Annotated in this window: 19 protein-coding genes; 15 read left to right on the forward strand and 4 right to left on the reverse strand. The window is 70.6% G+C overall.

The genetic code is table 11. From position 1 onward, the window contains the following. Positions 1–253: 253 nt before the first annotated feature. Both ACIHAD_RS25735 and ACIHAD_RS25740 read right to left on the reverse strand, forming a co-directional pair. A complete protein-coding gene (locus ACIHAD_RS25735; RefSeq protein WP_397357180.1) occupies positions 254–817 on the reverse strand; it encodes a hypothetical protein in 564 nt (187 codons plus the stop codon). 687 nt (positions 818–1,504) lie between these two features. Further along, positions 1,505–1,768, reverse strand: coding sequence for a DUF2399 domain-containing protein (locus tag ACIHAD_RS25740; RefSeq protein ID WP_397357182.1), 264 nt, complete (start codon positions 1,766–1,768; stop codon positions 1,505–1,507). Between ACIHAD_RS25740 and ACIHAD_RS25745 the strand changes: the two genes are divergently transcribed. Then, the gene (locus ACIHAD_RS25745; protein WP_397357183.1) at positions 1,716–2,249 is read left to right on the forward strand and encodes a substrate-binding domain-containing protein; all 534 of its coding nucleotides are present in this window, start codon (positions 1,716–1,718) and stop codon (positions 2,247–2,249) included. The two genes, ACIHAD_RS25740 and ACIHAD_RS25745, sit on opposite strands and share 53 nt — an antisense overlap. Positions 2,250–2,593: 344 nt before the next feature. On the opposite strand, the gene ACIHAD_RS25750 is transcribed toward ACIHAD_RS25745, so the two are convergent. Continuing rightward, positions 2,594–3,124 carry a dihydrofolate reductase family protein gene (locus ACIHAD_RS25750; protein ID WP_397357184.1) on the reverse strand — a complete coding sequence of 177 codons (531 nt, stop codon included), beginning with the start codon at positions 3,122–3,124 and terminating at the stop codon, positions 2,594–2,596. Positions 3,125–3,237: 113 nt separating this feature from the next. On the opposite strand from ACIHAD_RS25750, the gene ACIHAD_RS25755 reads away from it, so the two are divergent. The 12 genes from ACIHAD_RS25755 to ACIHAD_RS25810 all read left to right on the forward strand — a co-directional run bounded on the left by ACIHAD_RS25755 (position 3,238) and on the right by ACIHAD_RS25810 (position 16,072). After that, positions 3,238–4,212 (forward strand): DUF5937 family protein, encoded by a 975-nt coding sequence (locus tag ACIHAD_RS25755; RefSeq protein WP_397357186.1) that lies wholly within the window; start codon positions 3,238–3,240, stop codon positions 4,210–4,212. Between the two features lie 173 nt (positions 4,213–4,385). Beyond that, entirely contained in the window at positions 4,386–5,549 is a 1,164-nt protein-coding gene (locus tag ACIHAD_RS25760; RefSeq protein WP_397357187.1) for an MFS transporter, read from the forward strand. Positions 5,550–6,368: 819 nt separating this feature from the next. Then, positions 6,369–7,049, forward strand: a complete 681-nt coding sequence (locus ACIHAD_RS25765; RefSeq protein WP_397357188.1) for an alpha/beta fold hydrolase — start codon at positions 6,369–6,371, stop codon at positions 7,047–7,049. Between the two features lie 81 nt (positions 7,050–7,130). After that, positions 7,131–7,940, forward strand: a complete 810-nt coding sequence (locus ACIHAD_RS25770; RefSeq protein WP_397357189.1) for an alpha/beta fold hydrolase — start codon at positions 7,131–7,133, stop codon at positions 7,938–7,940. Further along, complete coding sequence (locus ACIHAD_RS25775; RefSeq protein ID WP_397357190.1) at positions 7,927–8,916, forward strand: phosphotriesterase; 990 nt, start codon at positions 7,927–7,929, stop codon at positions 8,914–8,916. The genes ACIHAD_RS25770 and ACIHAD_RS25775 overlap by 14 nt, the downstream gene beginning before the upstream one ends. Further along, entirely contained in the window at positions 8,913–9,731 is an 819-nt protein-coding gene (locus ACIHAD_RS25780; RefSeq protein WP_397357191.1) for an alpha/beta fold hydrolase, read from the forward strand. Before ACIHAD_RS25775 ends, ACIHAD_RS25780 begins: the two co-directional genes overlap by 4 nt. After that, positions 9,722–11,239, forward strand: coding sequence for a long-chain fatty acid--CoA ligase (locus ACIHAD_RS25785; protein WP_397357193.1), 1,518 nt, complete (start codon positions 9,722–9,724; stop codon positions 11,237–11,239). The genes ACIHAD_RS25780 and ACIHAD_RS25785 overlap by 10 nt, the downstream gene beginning before the upstream one ends. Before the next feature lie 45 nt (positions 11,240–11,284). Beyond that, on the forward strand, positions 11,285–14,008 hold the full coding sequence (locus ACIHAD_RS25790; protein WP_397357194.1) for an ATP-binding protein: 2,724 nt from the start codon (positions 11,285–11,287) through the stop codon (positions 14,006–14,008). 325 nt (positions 14,009–14,333) lie between these two features. Continuing rightward, positions 14,334–14,522 (forward strand): beta/gamma crystallin domain-containing protein, encoded by a 189-nt coding sequence (locus ACIHAD_RS25795; RefSeq protein WP_397357195.1) that lies wholly within the window; start codon positions 14,334–14,336, stop codon positions 14,520–14,522. A 195-nt stretch (positions 14,523–14,717) separates the two neighbouring features. After that, positions 14,718–15,308, forward strand: a complete 591-nt coding sequence (locus ACIHAD_RS25800) for an anion permease (protein ID WP_397357196.1) — start codon at positions 14,718–14,720, stop codon at positions 15,306–15,308. Beyond that, on the forward strand, positions 15,305–15,838 hold the full coding sequence (locus ACIHAD_RS25805; RefSeq protein ID WP_397357197.1) for an anion permease: 534 nt from the start codon (positions 15,305–15,307) through the stop codon (positions 15,836–15,838). Before ACIHAD_RS25800 ends, ACIHAD_RS25805 begins: the two co-directional genes overlap by 4 nt. A gap of 15 nt (positions 15,839–15,853) precedes the next feature. Beyond that, on the forward strand, positions 15,854–16,072 hold the full coding sequence (locus ACIHAD_RS25810) for a hypothetical protein (RefSeq protein WP_397357198.1): 219 nt from the start codon (positions 15,854–15,856) through the stop codon (positions 16,070–16,072). 97 nt (positions 16,073–16,169) lie between these two features. Here the strand turns inward: ACIHAD_RS25810 and ACIHAD_RS25815 are convergent, their stop codons facing one another. Continuing rightward, positions 16,170–16,985, reverse strand: coding sequence for an SRPBCC family protein (locus ACIHAD_RS25815; protein WP_397357199.1), 816 nt, complete (start codon positions 16,983–16,985; stop codon positions 16,170–16,172). A gap of 264 nt (positions 16,986–17,249) precedes the next feature. On the opposite strand from ACIHAD_RS25815, the gene ACIHAD_RS25820 reads away from it, so the two are divergent. Both ACIHAD_RS25820 and ACIHAD_RS25825 read left to right on the forward strand, forming a co-directional pair. Next, entirely contained in the window at positions 17,250–18,230 is a 981-nt protein-coding gene (locus tag ACIHAD_RS25820; RefSeq protein WP_397357200.1) for a pirin family protein, read from the forward strand. Continuing rightward, positions 18,227–18,535 carry a tetratricopeptide repeat protein gene (locus tag ACIHAD_RS25825; RefSeq protein WP_397357201.1) on the forward strand — a complete coding sequence of 103 codons (309 nt, stop codon included), beginning with the start codon at positions 18,227–18,229 and terminating at the stop codon, positions 18,533–18,535. The genes ACIHAD_RS25820 and ACIHAD_RS25825 overlap by 4 nt, the downstream gene beginning before the upstream one ends. The last annotated feature ends 5 nt before the right edge of the window (positions 18,536–18,540 follow it).

Raw genomic sequence — 18,540 nt, forward strand, 5'->3', positions numbered from 1 at the left:
CGGGGAAGGCCATGTACAGGCCCCGTTTGCGGGTTGAGGCGCCCATGAGGATCAGGGGGGAGGCTTGCCAGATCCGGCGCCGGCGACCAGGGCCAGATCACGGCCCCCGACGAAATCCTCCCTCGCGGCCTGCTGCTCCGCGGTCGGCTCAAGGGCCATATGCGTCCTCTCGGTAGTGCGGCGAGACTGCCGCACTACCGAGGGTGACCGCAATACTTCTTGTCTGCCAGCGGTTCGCGGTCTTGCGCAGAGATCACGGCTCCGACGACTCCTCGCGCAGGGCGTTGCGTAGATGTCCGGCCATCGTGTCGCTGACCGGGACGGTGGTGGGCAGTTGGGGCTCGTCGAAGTAACGGGCCTTGTACCGGCGCAGCAGTGACTCCCCGTGCTCGGGCCAGGAGAAGTTCTTCTTCTTGAGGAGCTTGCCGAAGACGACGCCGGCGCTGTCCGGGTCGGGCTCGGTCAGGAGCCTGATGGCGGCGGGGGAGATGTCGTCACCGCGGAGGTAGGAGGTCAGGGTCTCGCGGTAGCGGCGCCGGTTGATCAGTTTCGGGTTGGCGAAGAGCTCTTGCAGGAGGCCGAACTCGAGGTAGAAGCTGATGCCTGTTTCGGGGTCGAAGTGGATGGCCACCGTTTCGGCCTCCAGCAGGTCATCGGGAAGGGTGAAGCCGGGCAGAGGGGAGGTGTTGCCGGGCTGGGCTCGATCCATGCAGGCCCGCATGAAGGCGTCGTATCGCGGGGCCACGTCCTCTCCCCGGACGACGATGTATTCGGCGCCGTACAGGTCGATGAAGACTTCTCGCTGTTCGGTGAGCATGCGGCGTGCGGTGGCGAGCTTGTCGGGGTTGCGGAAGACCAGCTTGGGGTTGCGCAGGCCGAAGTCCGCCGCCTGGGTGAGGAGTTGGTCGCGGGCGTCGGCGGGGAGAGGCTGATGTTCGCGCTGACCAGCCAGTCCTTGCCGAGCGGCACCAGGCGGCAGATGAGGAACATGCCCTTCTTGGCCGGGCGGAAGGCGGACTTGCCCATGTTGGACCGGGCGCGGTAGGTGAGCTCGTCGATGAGGTTGAACAGGATCACGGCGTCCTGGTCTTTGCCCTGGACCTCGAAGATGCCTTCCACCACGTCCCTCCAGCAGAGGAGCATTTCCCGCTCCTGGGCGCTCAGGCGGGGGCGGGCGCGCAGGAAGCGGTCGATGACCGTGTCGCCGGAGGCGAGCCGGTGCTGCAGGACAAAGTGATCGATGATCATGCTCGCGGCTGCCTCGCTGCGGGCGAGGCCTTCGGGGTCGCTCCGCTCGAAGGCTTGGCTGAGCTCTCGGGCGAACCGGGGTGACATGGCGAAGTCGATCAGCTGTCCCTTGAGGGCCGCGGCCCGCTCTATGACGTCCATGACGGCGCCGTCTCTTCCTTGGGCCTGTTCGGTTACTGGCCCACGGACATTCGTTTGCTTCCCCGTCCGGTGGATCGGGGAACATGCGGGCCGAGCGTTGAGACTACCTCGATGATCACAAGGAAGTCCGCAACTTCAGGTCAGCCATCAGCTCAGCGAGTACGAGCTCCTCCTCGACGCGTACGCCTCGTCGCTCCATCGCCACGGACAACTCCGGATCCCAGGGGGTCGGGCGTACCTGCCCGGCCAGCGGCGCCGACGAGGGCACGGCTCGGTAGGAGGCGGCGTCGAAGCGCCGTCGCTGCCAGCCAAGACGAAGCTGGAGTATGGACGCCTCCACGCTGCTGGAGCGGCAGGTCGATGTCCTGGTCACCCGCACGCCTCTGCCGATCCCGGCCGAGGATCTGCAGGTGACGGTCCTGTACTCCGAGGCCCGGGTCCTGCTCGTGCCCGCGTCGCATCGCCTCGCGGGGAAAGACGCGGTCACGGCCGACGACATCGCCGCAGAACCACTCGTGGGCTGTACCGGGATGGGCGTCGAATGGACCACCTTCTGGCGGCTCGAACCCCGGTCGGACAGCGCACCCGCCCCGGTGGGTCCTACCTTGGCCGAGACCTACGAGGACAAACTCGAGGCCATCACCGACGGCACCGCCATCGCCGTCGTCCCGGCCGGCGACCGGCGCTACACCCTGCGCCCCGGCCTGGTCACCGTCGCGCTCGACGGGATCGAGCCTTGCCAGATCGTCGTAGCCGCACGGGCCGCGGACACGAACCCACTCGTCACGGAGTTCGTGCGATCCGCGAAAGATCTCCTGGTCGGGCCCATCACCAATGTTCCGGCCCCTCCCGTCCGCTGATGGGAGGGTTCCCGGGCGCGATGTCACGATGGGAAGGACCGCCGCGTCGGCGCCGGAGACTCCGGCGAGCAGGGTGATCGTGGAGATCAGCAGACCGGCAAGGAAGCCGCCGAACCTGGTTTCCCAGGTCATTGGCGATGGCCGTTCTCATTTCACGGCGGCCGCGCTTGTGCCCAGGTCAAACTCGTACACCACTTCCGGGACGCAACACGCCTACCGCCGAGGAGTGGCAAGCCCGCCATCGTCTTCCTGACCGCGACCGGGCGAAATCGCACCGGTACGTGCCAGGAGTACATCCCGGCTGTCCGACGCCGGCCAGCGGAGAGCGGCGAGCGTGAGGCCGGTCAGCGGCTGTAGTCCAGGAAGAGTGTGCCGTTCCTGCCCCGTTCGAGGCCGGCCAGCGTCCACGACTGGACGCCCTCACCCTCGAACACCCGCCTGCCGCGTCCGACCACCGCCGGTGCGACGACCAACCGCAGCTCGTCGACCAGCCCGGCCTGGAGCAGGGAACGGGCCAGCTCGATGCTGCCATGGATGCCGATGTCGCCCCCGGGCTCCCGCTTCATGGCGGTCACGTGGTCGTGCACGGAGGTGGTGACCAGCGTGGAGTTCGCCCATTCCAGGGCTGGCGCGCTGGAGGTGACGACGTGCTTGCGGGTGCCGTTGATGAAGTCGGCGAAGGGCTGGAAGTCCGATCGTGGCCAGTGCCCGGCCCAGTAGTCGTACGTCCCGCGCCCCAGCAGGACGTCGTCCTGGGTGGCGATGACCCGGCCGAGGTAGGCCACCAGCTGGGGGCCGTCGTCGGCGAGCCAGTCGCCGTCCTCGAAGGCGATCCCGTCGAGCGACATCAGGTGGTAGAGCACGATCTTGCGCATGTGGGTCCTCCCGGTGGCTGGCGGCGGGCCGCCGCTGCGTGCACCATGATCTGGCCGGACGGCGAACCCTTGCGATACATTCGGGCGCAGCCGAATCCAGAGGACCCCCGCGCATGCTCACGCTCACGTTCTCGGCCTACGACCTGACCTCGATCAGGTTCGCGTTCTCGCCGCTCAGAGAGGTCTCCGCCAGCATCCACGCCCTGTGCACCCCCGCCGGACGGATGCTGCACCTGCCCTGGTTCAAGCAGGTACGCCCGAAGCTCACCGCCGACCTGGCGCCCCTGCTCGACCTCATCCCCGGCGGCGCGTACATCCCGGACTTCCTGTGCCCCATCCCCACCAGCTCCACCCCGGACCTGGCCGGTGAGCTGGCCACCCTGCGCGCCCTGCCCGACGAGGTGATCCGCGGGGACCTGGACCGCATGACGAGCTGGCCCACCTGCGGCCCGCTCCAGGGCACCGCGATCGAGCTGTACGAGAACCCGGCCCCGGCTCTGGACCGGCTGGCCGACGCCATCGAGGCGTACTGGAACACGGCCATCGCGCCGCACTGGCCCCGCATGCGCAGCCTGCTCGAAGGAGACCTGCTCTACCGCGCCAGGCAGCTCGCCGAGCAGGGCCCGGCCGGGGTGTTCGCGGACATGCACCCGGCGATCCGATGGGAGGACCGCCGCCTCCGCCTCGAACAGCGCCCCGAGGAGCTGTCCCGCGCGCTGAACGGCGAGGGCCTGCTGCTGATCGCCTCCGTCTTCGTCTGGCCCAGCTTGTTCCACCGCACCGACTCTCCCGGCCAGCCGATCATCACCTATCCGGTACGCGCCATCGCCACCCTGTGGGAACGCGGCACCGCGCCCGCCCCTGACGCGCTGGCCGCCGTCATCGGCCGCTCCCGCGCGCTGCTGCTCGCCGAGCTCGACACCCCCGCCTCCACCACCGACCTGTCCCGCCGCACCGGCCTGGCCCCCGCCAGCGTCTCCGAGCAGCTCACCCTGCTGCTGTCGGCCGGCCTGGTCAGCAAGCACCGCGTCGGCCGGGCCATGCTCTACGTACGCACGCCCCGCGCCCACGCCCTGTTGGAGAGCTGATCGGCAGGGGCTGATTCGGCAGGCGCCGAATGTGTCGCTCCGCGCGCCGGCCCCCAGCACCATACGGACATGGCGCTCACGCCTCCCGCCCGAAGCGGGCGAGCAGGAGCCCCGCGACCATCCCGCCGTACGACGGCGCGGCGACACGTCACGGCAGTCGAAGGAGCACGACCATGGCCACGATCACCACTCCCAGGGCACCGGCGCGACCCCCGATCATCACCACCGCGTTCGTGATGCGCATGTTCACCGTCGTGGGCTCGTCGATCGGCTTCTTCCTGCCCTTCGCCGTCGTGCCCGAATACGTCGAGCGGTCGTCCGGCGCCGCTGCCGCCGGCGCCGCGAACGCGGCCCTGCTGGTGACCACCGTGCTGGTCGAGCTGGCCGCTCCCGCCCTGGTGGCCAGACTCGGCTACCGCTGGTCGCTGGGGCTGGGCCTGATCGTCCTCGGCGCGCCCACCCTCGCGCTGCTCGCCTTCTCCGACAGCACCGCCGTCCTCGTCGTCAGCGCGTTACGCGGGGCCGGGTTCGCGGTCACCGTCGTGGCGGGCGGGGCGCTCACCGCCGAGCTCGTCCCGGCCGAGCGGCGCGGGGAAGGGCTGGCGCTGGCCGGCCTGGTCAGCGGGGGCTGCGGGCTGCTGGCGCTGCCCGCGGGAAGCTGGCTCGCCGGGTCCGCCGGGTATGGCGCCGTCTTCGCCGCCACCGCCGTCCTGTCCGTCCTGCCCGTGCTCACCGTTCCGTTCCTGCCGGGGCGTCCGCCGGCCACGGGCCGCGCCGCCGGGGTGGTGGCGGGACTGCGCGCGCCGCACCTGATGTGGCCCGCGGTGGTGTTCGCCGCCTCGGCGGCCGGCACCGGCGTCCTGTGCACTTTCGTGCCGCTCGCCGTACGCGGTGGACCCGGCTGGGTCGCGCCCGCTGCGCTGCTCGCCCAGTCGGCCGCCGCGACGCTGGCCAAGTGGGCCGCCGGGCGCGCCGGCGACCGCCGGGGGCACGAGCGGCTGCTGCTGCCCGGGCTGGTGTTGTCCGCCGCCGGTATGGCCGTGGTTGCCGCCACGCACTGGAGCGCCTGCTTCGTCGCCGGCGCCGCCGTCTTCGGAGCGGGGTTCGGCATTCTGCAGAACGCCACCATGACCGTCATGTACGCCCGCGCCCGTCCCGCGATGTTCAGCACCGTCAGCGCCCTGTGGAACGCCGCCTACGACAGCGGCATGGCCGCCGGCGCGTTCGCGGTGGGCCTGCTGGCGCCCGTGACCGGCTACTCGTCGGCGTTGCTGGTCACCGCCGCCCTGATGGCACTGGCCTGTGTCCTGGTCCCACGCGCCCGGAAAGCCTCGTGACGTCGGTGGCGATGCCGTGAAGGGGGGTCGAATCAGGCCCAAGGCACTGACCTGCCTCTTCACGGCTGCACCCCCGTTGGCCAGCTGGCTCGCTGATACTTGTTGATCTGCCCGCCGAGGACGTGAGGGCGTTCGATCCGGCCCGTTGCAGCCGTCGTCGTGGTCTTCGGTGGCCAGTGAGAGGGCGCTGACGAGCGCGAGCCGCATGGTCGCGCTCGCCTTCGACAGGACCGCATTCTGGCCTTCCCCGACCATCACAGGGCTGAGGCGGGCGGCGTCCGCCCTGCGATCCACACCGTCTACCCGATCGGCGACGTCGCGGAGGCTGACCGGCGGCTGGAAGCCGGCGGGGGTCCGTGGGAAGCTCATCATCGACATGCGGCGCTGCGCCCCGTGCCAAGCGGCCCGAAGGCTTCGAGCTCTCCGTACGGGCGCAGGTCACGCGCTCCGAGCCTTGCCGGTGAACAGCCTGTCCAGGTGCAGATCGATCGCCGTGAGCGCGTCCCGGGGTCGGCGGTTGAGGCCGCTCCGCCTTGAAGATCCGGGCATCCTCGATGGGAGTGCTGAGATCGGGACGCGCGTGGCGGTCGAAGGTCGCGCAGCTCGTCGACGGACGTTGTCCCCATCCAACACCGGCCCGGTGGTGCGACAACCGACGACAGGGTCTCGGTGAGGAGCTCGCGTCGGCGCCGCGGCCCACGCACGCAGGTCACGCGCTACTTCTGCGTGCTCTTCTGCCTGGTTCTCGCCACCCCCAAGAGGCTTGGATCAGGGGTATCGAGCAGGTATCGGGCCTGCTCAACCAGATCAGGAGCGACCATGGCCACCATCAGGAACGTCGTGCTCGTGCACGGCGGCTTCGTGGACGGATCGGGCTGGCAGGGCGTCTACGACGAGCTGTCCGGGGATGGATTCACCGTCCGCATCGTCCAGAACCCGACGCTGTCGCTGCAGGGTGACGTCGCCGCGACCCGTCAAATACTGGACACCCTCGACGGCCCGGCCGTCCTGGTCGGCCACTCCTACGGCGGAGTCATCATCAGTGAGGCCGGCACCCACGCCAACGTCGCGGGCCTCGCCTACATCGCCGCCTTCGCCCCTGACAAGGGCGAGTCGGTCAGTACGCTCATCGCCGACCCGCCGCCCGGAGCGCCGGTGCCGCCGATCCTGCCGCCGGACGACGGCTTCCTCTTCCTCGACCGGGAGAAGTTCCACGCCTCGTTCGCGGCCGACCTGCCCGCGCCGGTGGGCGCGTTCATGGCCGACTCGCAGGTCCCGTGGGGGGTGGACGCGCTGAGCGGGGCGGTCACCGAGCCGGCTTGGCGGCAGAAGAAGAGCTGGTACCTGGTCGCCACCGAGGACCGCATGATCCCGCCGCCCGCCCAGCGGGCCATGTCCGAGCGCATCGGCGCGTCGGTGGTCGAGGTCGTCGGCAGCCACGCCGTCTACGTCTCGCAGCCGGCCGCGGTCGCCGACCTCATCCGCCACGCCGCCGCCTGACGGAAGGCGCCTCAGCCGATCTCCGGGGCGCCGGCCGGGCGCCCCCCTTCCTCCCTTGGAGTAGTGATGCTTCGTCCCGCCATGCCTCGCCGTAAGGTGATGGCCGTCGCCGTCGCTGGCGGCCTTGCCGCCGCCCTGCTGACTGTGCCGGCCGCCTCTATGGCCTCCGCCGAGAGCGGTCCCAAGCCCACGATCGTCCTGGTACACGGCGGTTTCGCCGACGCCTCCAACTGGAACGGCGTGATCCCCAAGCTGCAGGAGAAGGGCTATCCGGTGATCGCGCCGGCCAACCCGCTGCGTGGTCTTCCCACCGACGTGCCCTACATCAACAGCGTCCTGAAGTCGATAGACGGCCCGATCGTGCTGGTCGCCCACTCCTACGGCGGCGCCGTCATCACCAACGCCGCGGTCGGCGTCGACAACGTCAAGGCGCTGGTGTACATCGCCGCCATGGCGCCGGACAAGGGCGAGACTCTGGCCGAGCTGTTCGGCAAGTTCCCCGGCAGCCAGATCCCCGACTCCGTCCGCGAGGTGCCCTTCACCAACGCCGACGGCAGCACCGGCGTCGACCTCTACCTCAAGGCCGACAAGCTCCGGGCCGCCTTCGCCCACGACCTGCCCGTCTCCCAGACCCGGCTCATGGCCGCCACCCAGCGCCCGTTCGCCGCCTCCTCCTACACCGACGTGAGCACCGGCGCCGCCTGGCACACGATCCCGTCGTGGGCGCTGGTGGCCCGCCAGGACCACGCCATCCCGCCGGCCCTGGAGCGATTCTTCTACAAGCGCGCCAAGTCCAAGGTCTACGAGACCGACGCCTCGCACGTCCCGATGATCAGCCGGCCGGGCCTGGTCACCGGCATCATCCTGGACGCCGCTCATGCCGTCGACTGAGCCGGCCGGTCCCGCCGGGGTGGAGACGGTACGCGGACGCGTGCCGTACTCCGCCCTGGGGGTGACCCTGATGCACGAGCACGTCTTCGTGACCAGTCCGGAGATCCAGCTCAACTACCCGCACCTGTGGCAGGAGGACGAGCGGATCGCCGACGCGGCACGCAAGCTCACCGCGCTGAAGCAGGCAGGCGTGGACACCATCGCCGACCCGACGGTGATCGGCCTGGGCCGGGACGTCGCGCGCGTCGCGAAGGTCAACGCCCTGGTCGACATCAACATCATCGTGGCGACCGGGATCTACACCTACAGCGATGTGCCGCACTTCTTCCAGTACCACGGGCCGGGGACGTTGCTGGGGGGCGACGAGCAGATGGTCTCGATGTTCGTCCAGGACCTGACCGAGGGCATCGCGGGCACCGGCATCAAGGCCGCCTTCCTCAAGTGCGCGCTGGAGGGCGAGCTGACGCCCGGCGTCGAGCGGGTCGTCAGGGCCGTGGCCGAGACGCACAAGCGCACCGGGGCGCCGATCACCGTGCACACCAATCCGGCACTCCGCACCGGGCTGCTGGCCCAGCGGATCTTCCAGGAGGAGGGTGTCGATCTGGGCGCGGTGGTGATCGGGCACAGCGGCGACACCGCCGACCTCGACTATCTCCAGAACCTGGCCGACAACGGGTCGTATCTCGGCATGGACCGGTTCGGCCTGGACATCCTGCTTCCCGGCGACCAGCGCGTCCAGACCGTGGCCACGCTCGCCGCGAAGGGCCTGGCCGACCGGATGATGCTCTCGCACGACGCCTCCTGCCACATCGACTGGTTCCCACCCGGCGTGCGCGAGCAGGTCGCGCCGAACTGGCACCACACCCACATCCATACCGAAGTACTGCCGGCCCTGCGCCAGGCGGGGGTCACCGACCAGCAGCTCGACACGATGCTGATCGACAACCCGCGCCGCTACTTCGAGGAGCATCGGTGAGCATCCCCTCAGACCCGCTGCTGCCCGGCACCCACACCGTGAGCGTCGGCGGCGTCGACCAGCGCTACCACGTCGCAGGCGCCGGGCCGGTCTGCGTCGTCCACCCGGGCGGACCCGGGCTGGGCTGGGAGTACCTGCGCATGCCGGATCTGGAGCGGCACCTGACGCTGGTCTACCTGGAGCCGATCGGCACCGGGCGGTCCGGCCGCGTGCGGGACTACGGCCTCGGCACCTACGTTCGTTTCCTGCACGGCGTCATCGAGCAGCTGGCCGCGCCGAGCGTCTACCTGCTCGGCCACTCGCACGGCGGCTTCGTGGCCCAGCGGTACGCGCTGAGCCGCGGCGACCGCCTGGCCGGCCTGATCCTTTTCGACACCTCGCCCGTCACGGGGGAGGAGTTCTGGACGGAGGCGATGGCCAACGTCCAGCGCGCCGGATACGCCGACGCCTTCCAACGAGCTCTGGCCGCGGTCGACGACGAGGCGTTCACCGTGGCGTTGCGCGAGGTCCTGCCCGTCTACTTCGCCCACTACGACGAGGCCGCGGGCGTGCTGCCCGTGCGGGGCTGGATCGCGCCTCAGCGGGCGGGCGGACCGCCCTTCGACGTCCGGAAGAATCTGGGTGACATCGCGGCGCCGACTCTGATCATCAGCGGTGCCCACGATTTCATCTGCGGCCCTCGCTGGGGGCGCATGCTGCACGAGGGCATCCCCGGCTCCCGCTTCGTCCTCCTGGAGGAGAGCGGCCACATGGGACACCTCGAACAGCCCGCCGTCTTCACCGCCGCGATCACGGGGTTCGCCGGATGCACCTGACCCAGGCGCTGCACCGCGCCCTCCAGCAGACGCCCGACCTGCCGGCCACCGTCGACGGCGGCAGGGTCCGTACCCACCGCGAGGTCGCCGGCCGGGTCGCCCGCCTGGCCGGAGCGCTGCGCGAGGTGGGCGTGGGGGAAGGCGACCGGGTGGCCATCGCGGCGCTCAACTCCGCCCGCTACCACGAGTACCTGCTGGCCACCTGGTGGCTGGGCGCGGCGGTGACCCCGCTCAACACCCGTTGGACGCCCGCCGAGATGACCTACGCCCTGAAGGACTCGGGGGCGAAGGTCCTGCTGGTGGACGATGCCTTCCGGGAGCTGCGGGAAGGCATCGTGATCCACTGCGGCGACGATCCCGCTCCGGAGGGTGTGCTCGCCTACGAGGAGCTGGTGGCCGCCGCCTCGCCCGTGCCGGACGTACGGCGGGGCGGCCGGGCCCTTGCCGGGGTGTTCTACACCGGCGGCACCACCGGCCACCCCAAGGGCGTCATGCTCAGCCACGACAACCTGATCACTTCGGCGCTCGGCACTCTCGCCGGCAGTGCCATGGTCCGGCCCGGCGGCGTCTTCCTGCATGTGGCGCCGCTGTTCCACCTGGCCGGTCTGGCCTCCTGGGTGATGCAGAGCCTGGTCGGCGGCACCCAGGTCATGGTGCCCGCCTTCGACCCGGCGCGCGTGCTGGCCGCCGTCCAGGACTACCGTGCCACCGCGACCCTGCTGGTCCCGACGATGATCCAGTTCCTGGTCGACGACCCCCGGTTGCCGGACTACGACGTCTCCAGCCTGACCCGCATCGCCTACGGCGCCTCCCCGATCTCCGAGGCGGTCCTGGCCAGGGCAATGAAGGCCTTCCCTGGGGCCGGCTTCACGCAGGCGTACGGAATGACGGAACTGGCCCCGGTGGCGACCCTGCTCACCGCGGACGACCACGCGAAGGGCGGCCTCCCGTTGCGATCCGCCGGCCGGCCCGCGCCCCACTGCGAGATCCGTATCGTCGCCCCCGACGGCACCACCGCTCCGACCGGCACGGTCGGCGAGGTCGTGGTCCGCGGCCCCAACGTGATGCTCGGCTATTGGGGCCTGTCCGACGCCGACACTGTCCGCGAAGGCTGGATGCACACCGGCGACGCCGGCCGTCTCGACGAGCAGGGCTACCTCTACATCGTCGACCGGATCAAGGACATGATCATCACCGGTGGCGAGAACGTCTACTCCACCGAGGTCGAGAACATCATCGCCCAGCACCCCGCCGTGGCCTCCTGCGCCGTCATCGGGGTGCCGGACGACAGGTGGGGTGAGCGCGTACACGCCGTCATCGTCCTGCGCGCCGGGGCAGGCGCCACCGCCGAGGAGATCCGCGCGCACGTCAAGGACCACATCGCCGCCTACAAGGCGCCACGCTCGTGCGAGTTCGTCGCCGCGCTGCCCGTCTCCGGAGCAGGAAAGATCCTCAAGAGGGAGCTGCGCCTGCCGTACTGGGCAGGCTCCGCGCGCACCGTCGGCTGACGGCGCTCTGTCGATGCCCGCGGCGAGTGCGCGTACAGTCGACCCGTGGCTTCGATCACGGGCGGGGCACCCTCGTTAGGTGGCGGTCAGTTGTTCGGCCGGGATCGGGATCTGGCCTGCATCGGGTCCTTCATCGAGCGGGCCGCCGCCCAGGGCGGCGCGTACATCCTTTTGGGGGAGGCCGGGGTCGGCAAGTCCGCGTTGCTGGACGCGGCGGTGGAACACGCGCTCCAGATGGGCCACCAGGTGTTGCGGGCCTACGGCTCGCAGTTCGAGGCCGAGGTCAGCTACGCCGGCCTCCACCAGGTCCTCCGCCCGCTCTTCGCCGACCTGCCCGCGCTGGGCGCTGTGCACGAGCGCGCGCTGAGCGTCGCCCTGGGCCTGGGCGAGGGCGGACCGCCCGGCCGGCTTCTCGTGGCCAACGCCGCGCTGTCGCTCCTGAGCCGGGCCACCGCCGCCGGGCCGCTGCTGGTGGCCGTCGACGACATCGCGTGGCTGGACCGTGCCAGCGCGGTCGTGCTGAACTTCGTCGCACGCCGCCTCACCGGCAGCCGGACCGGACTGCTCGCCGCTTCCCGCTCGGGCGAGGAGAGCTTCTTCGACTACGGCGGACTACCCGGCCACGAGCTGCAACCGCTCGAGAAGCAGGCGGCCAAGGCCCTGCTGAAAGCACGTTTCCCGGCCCTGGCACCCAGGGCTCACCAGCGACTGCTGGCCGATGCTCAGGGCAACCCCCTGGCCTTGCTGGAGCTGCCGGTGGCGCTCGGCGACTTTCAGCGGGTCAGCGTGTTGCCCCCGGTCCTGCCGCTCGGCGGGCGCCTGCAGTCGGTGTTCGCCTCGCGGATCAAGGACCTGCCCGCCGCCACCTACGACATGCTGCTGCTCGCCGTCCTGGACGGCACCGGCGATCTGGGCGTGCTGGGGGACGTCGGCGAGCTGGCCCCCGCAGAGCGGGCGCGGCTGATCCGGATCGAACAGCGGCTGGTCTTCCGTCATCCGTTGATCGGCTCGGCGGTGGTGGAGTTGTCGACGATCGAGCAGCGCCGCCGTGCCCATCGGTTGCTCGCCGTACGGCTGGCCGACCGGCCCGAGCGGCGGGCCTGGCATCTGGCCGAGGCGGCGGAGGGCCCCGACGAGGAGGTCGCCGCGCTCCTGCAGTCCGTCGCGCACGCCAACCTGCGGCGCGGCGACAGCGTCGCCGCCATCACCCAGCTCCTGCGCGCGGCCGAGCTGAGCCCGGCGGACCTCAGCCGGGCCGACCGGCTGGGCGAGGCCGCATACCTCGGCTCGATCGTCAACGGCGACCTGCGGGACGCGCCGCCCCTGCTGGAGCGGGCCCGCCGGGCGGACATGCGGGGCGAGTCGCTGGCCACCGCAGTCGCGGGCACCTACCACCTGCTTCACGGCGACGGCGATGTGGACAGCGCGCACCGGCTGATGCTCGGCGCGGTGGAGATGCTCTCCGATCCCGGCGACGCCCACAACAAACCCCTGATCGAAGGGCTCTACACCCTGCTCATGGTCTGCTTCTTCGGCGGGCGCGCGGAGTTGTGGGAGCCGCTGCACCGGGCTCTGGCCCGGCTTCGTCCCCGGCCGCCCGAGCTGCTGGATCTGCTGAGCAGGACCTTCTCCGACCCGGCCCGGCTGGCGCCGCCGGTGCTCGACCGGCTGGACGCCGTCATCGTGGGACTCAGCCAGGAGATCATCCCGGCCCGGATCGGCCGGGTCGGGATCGCCGCCTCCTACGTCGACCGGCTCGGCGCGTGCCGCGACGGCTTGCGGCGAGTGGTCAGCCACGGCCGCGAAGGAGGAGCGGTCACCGCGGCGATCGAGGCGCTGTTCCTGCTGGCCAACAACGCCTTCCTGGTCGGCGAGTGGGCCGAGATGGAGGACGTCGTCGAAGAGGGCCTGACCTTGTGCGACAAGCACGGCTACCAGCTGCTCGCCTGGCAGGGGCACTACCTGAAGGCGATGCTGGCCGCCGCACGCGGGCAGGAGGACCTCGCCACGGACCTGGCCGCCCAGATGATCCGCTGGGCGACTCCGCGACGGGCCCGCGCGATCCAGAACTACGCCTGGCACGTCCGTACCCTGACCGCGCTGGCCCGGTCCGACTTCGAGGAGGCCTACCACCAGGCCACTGCCATCAGCCCGGCTGGCCGGCTCGCCTCACACGTCCCGCACGCGTTGTGGACCATCACGGACCTGGTCGAATCAGCCATGCGGACCGGCCGCCAGGTCGAGGCGGCCGCCCATGCCGCAGTGGTGCGGGGACTGGGCGTGATCTCGCCGCGACTGGAGATGATCACCGGCGCGGCGGCGGCCATGGCTGCTCCGGCCGAGCAGTACAGCCGCATGTGGCAGGCCGCTCTGGACACTCCCGGCGCGGAGCGCTGGCCGTTCGAGCGGGCCAGGCTGCAGCTGACCTTCGGTGAGCGCCTGCGCCGGGACAAGGTCACCACCGAGGCGCGGATCCAGCTGACCGCCGCGCTGGAGACCTTCCGCAGCCTCCACGCCGAGCCGTGGGTGACCAGAGCGGGCAACGAGCTGCGGGCGACCGGGCTGTCCGTCGGCTCGGCCAGTGCGCAGCTGACCCCGCAGCAGTGGGAGATCGCCAGGCTCGCGGCCGAGGGGCTGACCAACAAACAGATCGGCGAGCGGCTCTTCCTGTCCCCGCGCACCGTCGCGAACCACCTGTATCAGGTCTTTCCCAAGCTCGGCGTCGCCTCCAGAGCAGGGCTCCGCGATGCCCTCAACCAAGTCAAATAACTCAATCTGCTCGTACCCGGCGGTTTCATCGGCGACCCGGCTGGCGGATCGAGCCCGCCCGGCACGAGGTCGCGACCGACGACTTCACCGGCCGTACGGCGGAGCCGGCCTGGACCCGGGAAGCGTCCGGGGTCGCACTCGTCACCGGCCCGGCCGGCCGCTCCTTGGTGAGCCTCCCCGAGTCGCTGACCGTGGAGGGCCGGATCGGCGAGAGGGCGGACAGAACATCATGCCGCTACAGCCAGTGGCCTCTTGATCACATTGGGTCAAGAATTGGCGAAGGTGGAGGGCACTCTGCCACACCGAGTCCTGAAGGGACCCGACCATGCGACGCACTTCGACCGCTCCGGCCGCCCTCGCAGTTACGGTTCCGGGTGGACCGGCCTTCGCCATCGATCACGTCCAATGCGTCGGCGGCGAGAACTTCAACGGTGACCCGGTGAAGATCGAACGCTGGCACGACATCTCCTTCCCGAACCGCCCTCCGAAGGTCGTCGCCATCCAGATTCTGTGACGCGCCGACATCCAGCGGCGACGAGAACGCCGGCCCTCCGGCCTGCGGAGCGCGACCGGCCGACATCTCCCCGGCCACGTCACCCCTCGCCCCGAAAACGATCACTTGACGTCCCGGGGCAGACCCACGGCCGGTGGGGCTGGGCGCGCCGGCATCCTGATGACGGCGGGAGGGTGGGCAGCAGGCGTGGAGCACATGACGTTCCTGGTCATTGCGGTGATCATCACGGCGCTGGTCTTCGACTTCACCAACGGTTTCCATGACACGGCCTGCGCCATGGCCACCTCCATCGCGACCGGTGCGCTGCGCCCGAAGGCCGCGGTGCAGCTGCCGGCCGTGCTGAACCTGCTCGGCGCTTGCCTGTCGGTGGAGGTGGCCAGGACGATCTCGGGCGGAATCGTGGACGAGACCCTGGTGACGCCACCGATGGTGCTCGCCGGGCTGATCGGCGCGATCTTGTGGAATCTGCTCACCTGGGTGCTGAGGCTGCCGTCCAGTTCCTCGCACGCGCTGTTCGGCGGACTGATCGGCGCGGTATGGGCGGGCGCCGGAGCGCGGGGCGTGAACGTCGGCACAGTGCTGGAGAAGATTCTCATTCCGGCGGTGGCCTCGCCGCTGATCGCGGGGTTCGTCGCGATGACTGCGGCTTTCCTCGCCCATGCGGTGATCGGCAACGCCGCCGGACAGGAGTCGGTGACCAGGACGTTCCGCTTCGGGCAGATCGCCTCGGCTTCGCTGGTGGCACTGGCGCACGGCACCAACGACCGCAGAAGACCATGGGCGTGATCACCCTGACCCTGATCTCGACCGGAGCGCTGGTCGCCGGTTCCGGCCCGCCGTTGTGGGTGATCGCCGTCGCGGGGCTGGCCCTCGCGCTGGGCACCTCTATGGGGGGCTGGCGGATCATCCGTACCATGGGCAGGGGCATCACCGACATCGAGGCGCCGCAGGGCTTCGCCGCCGAGACCGGTGCGGCCACCGTCATCCTGGCCTCCTCGCAGTTGGGCTTCGCCTTGTCGACCACCCAGGTGGTCTCCGGCGCGATCCTGGGCACCGGGATGGGGCGGCCGCCGACGCACGTGCGCTGGAGCGTGGCGGGCCGGATGGCGCTGGCCTGGCTGCTCACGCTGCCCGCCGCGGCTGCGGTCGGTGCCGCGGCCTGCGTGGTGACCATCACCGGCACACATGGCGTGATCGTCGCGGCCGTGGTGGCGATCGCCTGCGCGGCCGGACTGTACGCCGCCGGCCGCCGCGCCCCCGTGCACGCCGGCAACGTCAACGAACCGCCTGCCCTACGGCAGCAGACGGGCACCTGAGCGACAAGGGGTGGGATGGACGTCAAGTGGGCCGAGCTGGGCCGGGTCTTCGCCGTCAGCCTGATCGTCGGTCTCGCGGTCGTGGGGGTCTTCTCCCTTGGCGCGGTGACGCTCTCGGATCGGCGGGACGTGCGGGGCCCTACAGTGGCGGGGGCCGTGGCCATGGCGTGTTTCGCGGTGTGCACGGCGGTGGTGGGTTACGGCCTCTACCTGATCGTGCCGCAGTTCCACTGACAGGCGTGCACGAACGCCGACCGGTGGGGAACGGCACCGATGGCCATCAGGGGGCCGATGGCGGGACGTCCCGCCATCGGCCCCCTGCTTGTGGGGCTCAATGGATCAGCGGCTGTTCGGCAGCGGTCTTGAGGTAGATGAGCCACGAGGTCAGTGAGGCATTCAGAGCCGCCCGCATGTTCTCGAGGTCGGCCAGGACCGGCTCGCCGTCCCACGATTCTTCGGTCTCCACGAGCACCACGCCGTTTCGCTCGGTGAAGGTCCACTGGTGGACACCGGTGATGCCGTGGGCGGGGCCGCCCCACAGGATGCGCTGAGGGGCCTCGACGGCGTGGACGGTGGAGGTGATGTCCAGGCCGAAGGTGCTCCAGCGGAAGACCGAGCCCGCTTCGAGCGGGCCGTCCGCGGTGGCCTCCGTGATGTCGCTCTGCCAGGAGGGCCAGGAGTTCACGTCGGTGTGGAGGTGCCACACCCGCTGGAGGGGGGCGGCGATCTCGACCTCGGCGGCGACCACTTTCACCAGGAGGAGCGCCGCGTTGCAGACCAGGAGCGCGTCGGCGGGCGTGCCGACACCGAACCCGAGCGCCACCGACAGCGCCTCCCTCAGACCGGGCGGCAGCCGCTCGATGTCCGCGTTCACCGGCAGCAGCAACTGATTGAGGCAGGAGTAGCTGATGTCCGCCTCGAACTCCGACCCGGACGCGCGCAGCACCCGCATGTCCGCCGTCACGACCAGCTCGGCCGCGGCACCCATGAGAACGGACTTGCCCACACCGGGTTCGCCCCGCATCAGTCGTGCGTCCCCATGCCGCCGCGCGCTGCCGAGAAAGCTGGACAACTGCTCGAGCTCAGCGCGACGGCCGGAAAGTTCAACGCCGGTCACGGTTACCCCACAGCGTCGGTTGGTGCCCATCCAGCCATCCTGCGTGCCGCCCGACCATCAGCCCGCCGTGAGCATGACCGTCACCTCACGGATGCCATCCAGGGTGTTTCGTCTCCGCCCGGGAAAGGCGGGTATCAGGCAGAAGACGGCGACTTTTGGGCAAGTTCTGCAAGACGTCAGCAGGCTGAGGCGATGGAGCAAGATCCATCGCCTGCGGATCCTCGGGGAATTTCCACCTCGCCGAGACTGTTCCTGCCCTCGACTGTTTAAGTTTCAATCAGTCTGGAGGAGCCCATGCCCGCCATCACCGCCGACACGCTGACGCTTCCCCGCGTCGTGACCGACCCCGCCACGACCGTCCAGCGGCCGGTCAGGTCCGTGACCACCGCGCCCAGCGACTTCGAGGGAGAGGGCTTCCCCGTACGGCGCGCGTTCGCCGGGGTGTCCTCCGCCGACCTCGACCCGTTCATCCACATGGACCAGATGGGCGAGGTCGAGTACGCGCCCGGCGAGCCCAAGGGCACGTCCTGGCACCCGCACCGCGGTTTCGAGACCGTCACCTACATCATCGACGGGATCTTCGACCACCAGGACTCCAACGGCGGCGGCGGCACGATCACCGACGGCGACACCCAGTGGATGACCGCCGGCTCCGGGCTGCTGCACATCGAGAAGCCTCCGGAGCATCTGGTCGTCTCCGGCGGGCTGTTCCACGGCATCCAGCTGTGGGTCAACCTGCCCCGCGCCCACAAGTTCCACCCGCCGCGCTACCAGGACATCCGCGGCGGCCAGGCCAGGCTGCTCGCCTCGGCCGACGGTGGCGCCCTGCTGCGGGTGATCGCCGGCGAGCTGGACGGCCACCAGGGGCCGGGTGTCACGTTCACCCCGATCACGATGGTGCACGCCACCCTGGCCCCCGGCGCGACCCTCGACCTGCCGTGGAACCCCGGCTACAACGCGCTCGCCTACGTCCTGGCCGGACAGGGCACGGCCGGCACCGGGCACGCCGCGATCCGCAAGGGACAGCTGGTCACGTTCGGGCCCGGCGGCGCGCTCACGCTCGCCGCGGCCCAGCGCCAGCCACAGGCCGAGCCGAACCTGGAGGTGCTGCTGCTCGGCGGGCAGCCGATCCGCGAGCCGGTCGTGCACTACGGCCCCTTCGTGATGAACACCCGCGCCGAGATCCTGCGGGCGATGGAGGACTACCAGGCCGGTCGCCTGGGCGTCGTCCCCTCCGCCCGGATGCCGCACACGGATGGAAAGGAGCACCTGTGAACCTGGCCGAGGAGTTCGCCCGCGGGCGCATGTACTTCGAGCTCAAGGACTACATCGGCGCCGCCCGCATCCTGGCGCCGGTGGTCGCCGCCGAGCCGGGCAACGTGGCCGCCCGGCTCCTGCTGTCCCGCGCCTACTACCACTCCGCCCAGCTGCGCGGAGCCGAGGCCGAACTGCGGGCCGTGATCGAGCAGGCTCCGACCGAGGAGTACGCGCACCTGCTGCTCGGGCGTACGCTGCAGCGGGCCAACCGGCACGCGGAGGCCGAGCCGTACCTGCGGCTGCACGCCGCGATGACCGGCTGAACGCC

The sequence above is a fragment of the Nonomuraea sp. NPDC052265 genome (assembly GCF_044547985.1).
In the GTDB taxonomy this organism is placed as follows: Bacteria; Actinomycetota; Actinomycetes; order Streptosporangiales; family Streptosporangiaceae; genus Nonomuraea.

Coding starts and splice junctions, on each gene's coding strand:
- ACIHAD_RS25735 (WP_397357180.1), bottom strand. CDS start 817: ATGCTCACCGAACAGCGAGAAGTCTTCATCGACCTGTACGGCGCCGAA.
- ACIHAD_RS25745 (WP_397357183.1), top strand. CDS start 1,716: ATGGACGCCTCCACGCTGCTGGAGCGGCAGGTCGATGTCCTGGTCACC.
- ACIHAD_RS25750 (WP_397357184.1), bottom strand. CDS start 3,124: ATGCGCAAGATCGTGCTCTACCACCTGATGTCGCTCGACGGGATCGCC.
- ACIHAD_RS25755 (WP_397357186.1), top strand. CDS start 3,238: ATGCTCACGCTCACGTTCTCGGCCTACGACCTGACCTCGATCAGGTTC.
- ACIHAD_RS25760 (WP_397357187.1), top strand. CDS start 4,386: ATGGCCACGATCACCACTCCCAGGGCACCGGCGCGACCCCCGATCATC.
- ACIHAD_RS25765 (WP_397357188.1), top strand. CDS start 6,369: ATGGCCACCATCAGGAACGTCGTGCTCGTGCACGGCGGCTTCGTGGAC.
- ACIHAD_RS25770 (WP_397357189.1), top strand. CDS start 7,131: ATGCCTCGCCGTAAGGTGATGGCCGTCGCCGTCGCTGGCGGCCTTGCC.
- ACIHAD_RS25775 (WP_397357190.1), top strand. CDS start 7,927: ATGCCGTCGACTGAGCCGGCCGGTCCCGCCGGGGTGGAGACGGTACGC.
- ACIHAD_RS25785 (WP_397357193.1), top strand. CDS start 9,722: ATGCACCTGACCCAGGCGCTGCACCGCGCCCTCCAGCAGACGCCCGAC.
- ACIHAD_RS25795 (WP_397357195.1), top strand. CDS start 14,334: ATGCGACGCACTTCGACCGCTCCGGCCGCCCTCGCAGTTACGGTTCCG.
- ACIHAD_RS25800 (WP_397357196.1), top strand. CDS start 14,718: ATGACGTTCCTGGTCATTGCGGTGATCATCACGGCGCTGGTCTTCGAC.
- ACIHAD_RS25810 (WP_397357198.1), top strand. CDS start 15,854: ATGGACGTCAAGTGGGCCGAGCTGGGCCGGGTCTTCGCCGTCAGCCTG.
- ACIHAD_RS25815 (WP_397357199.1), bottom strand. CDS start 16,985: ATGGGCACCAACCGACGCTGTGGGGTAACCGTGACCGGCGTTGAACTT.
- ACIHAD_RS25820 (WP_397357200.1), top strand. CDS start 17,250: ATGCCCGCCATCACCGCCGACACGCTGACGCTTCCCCGCGTCGTGACC.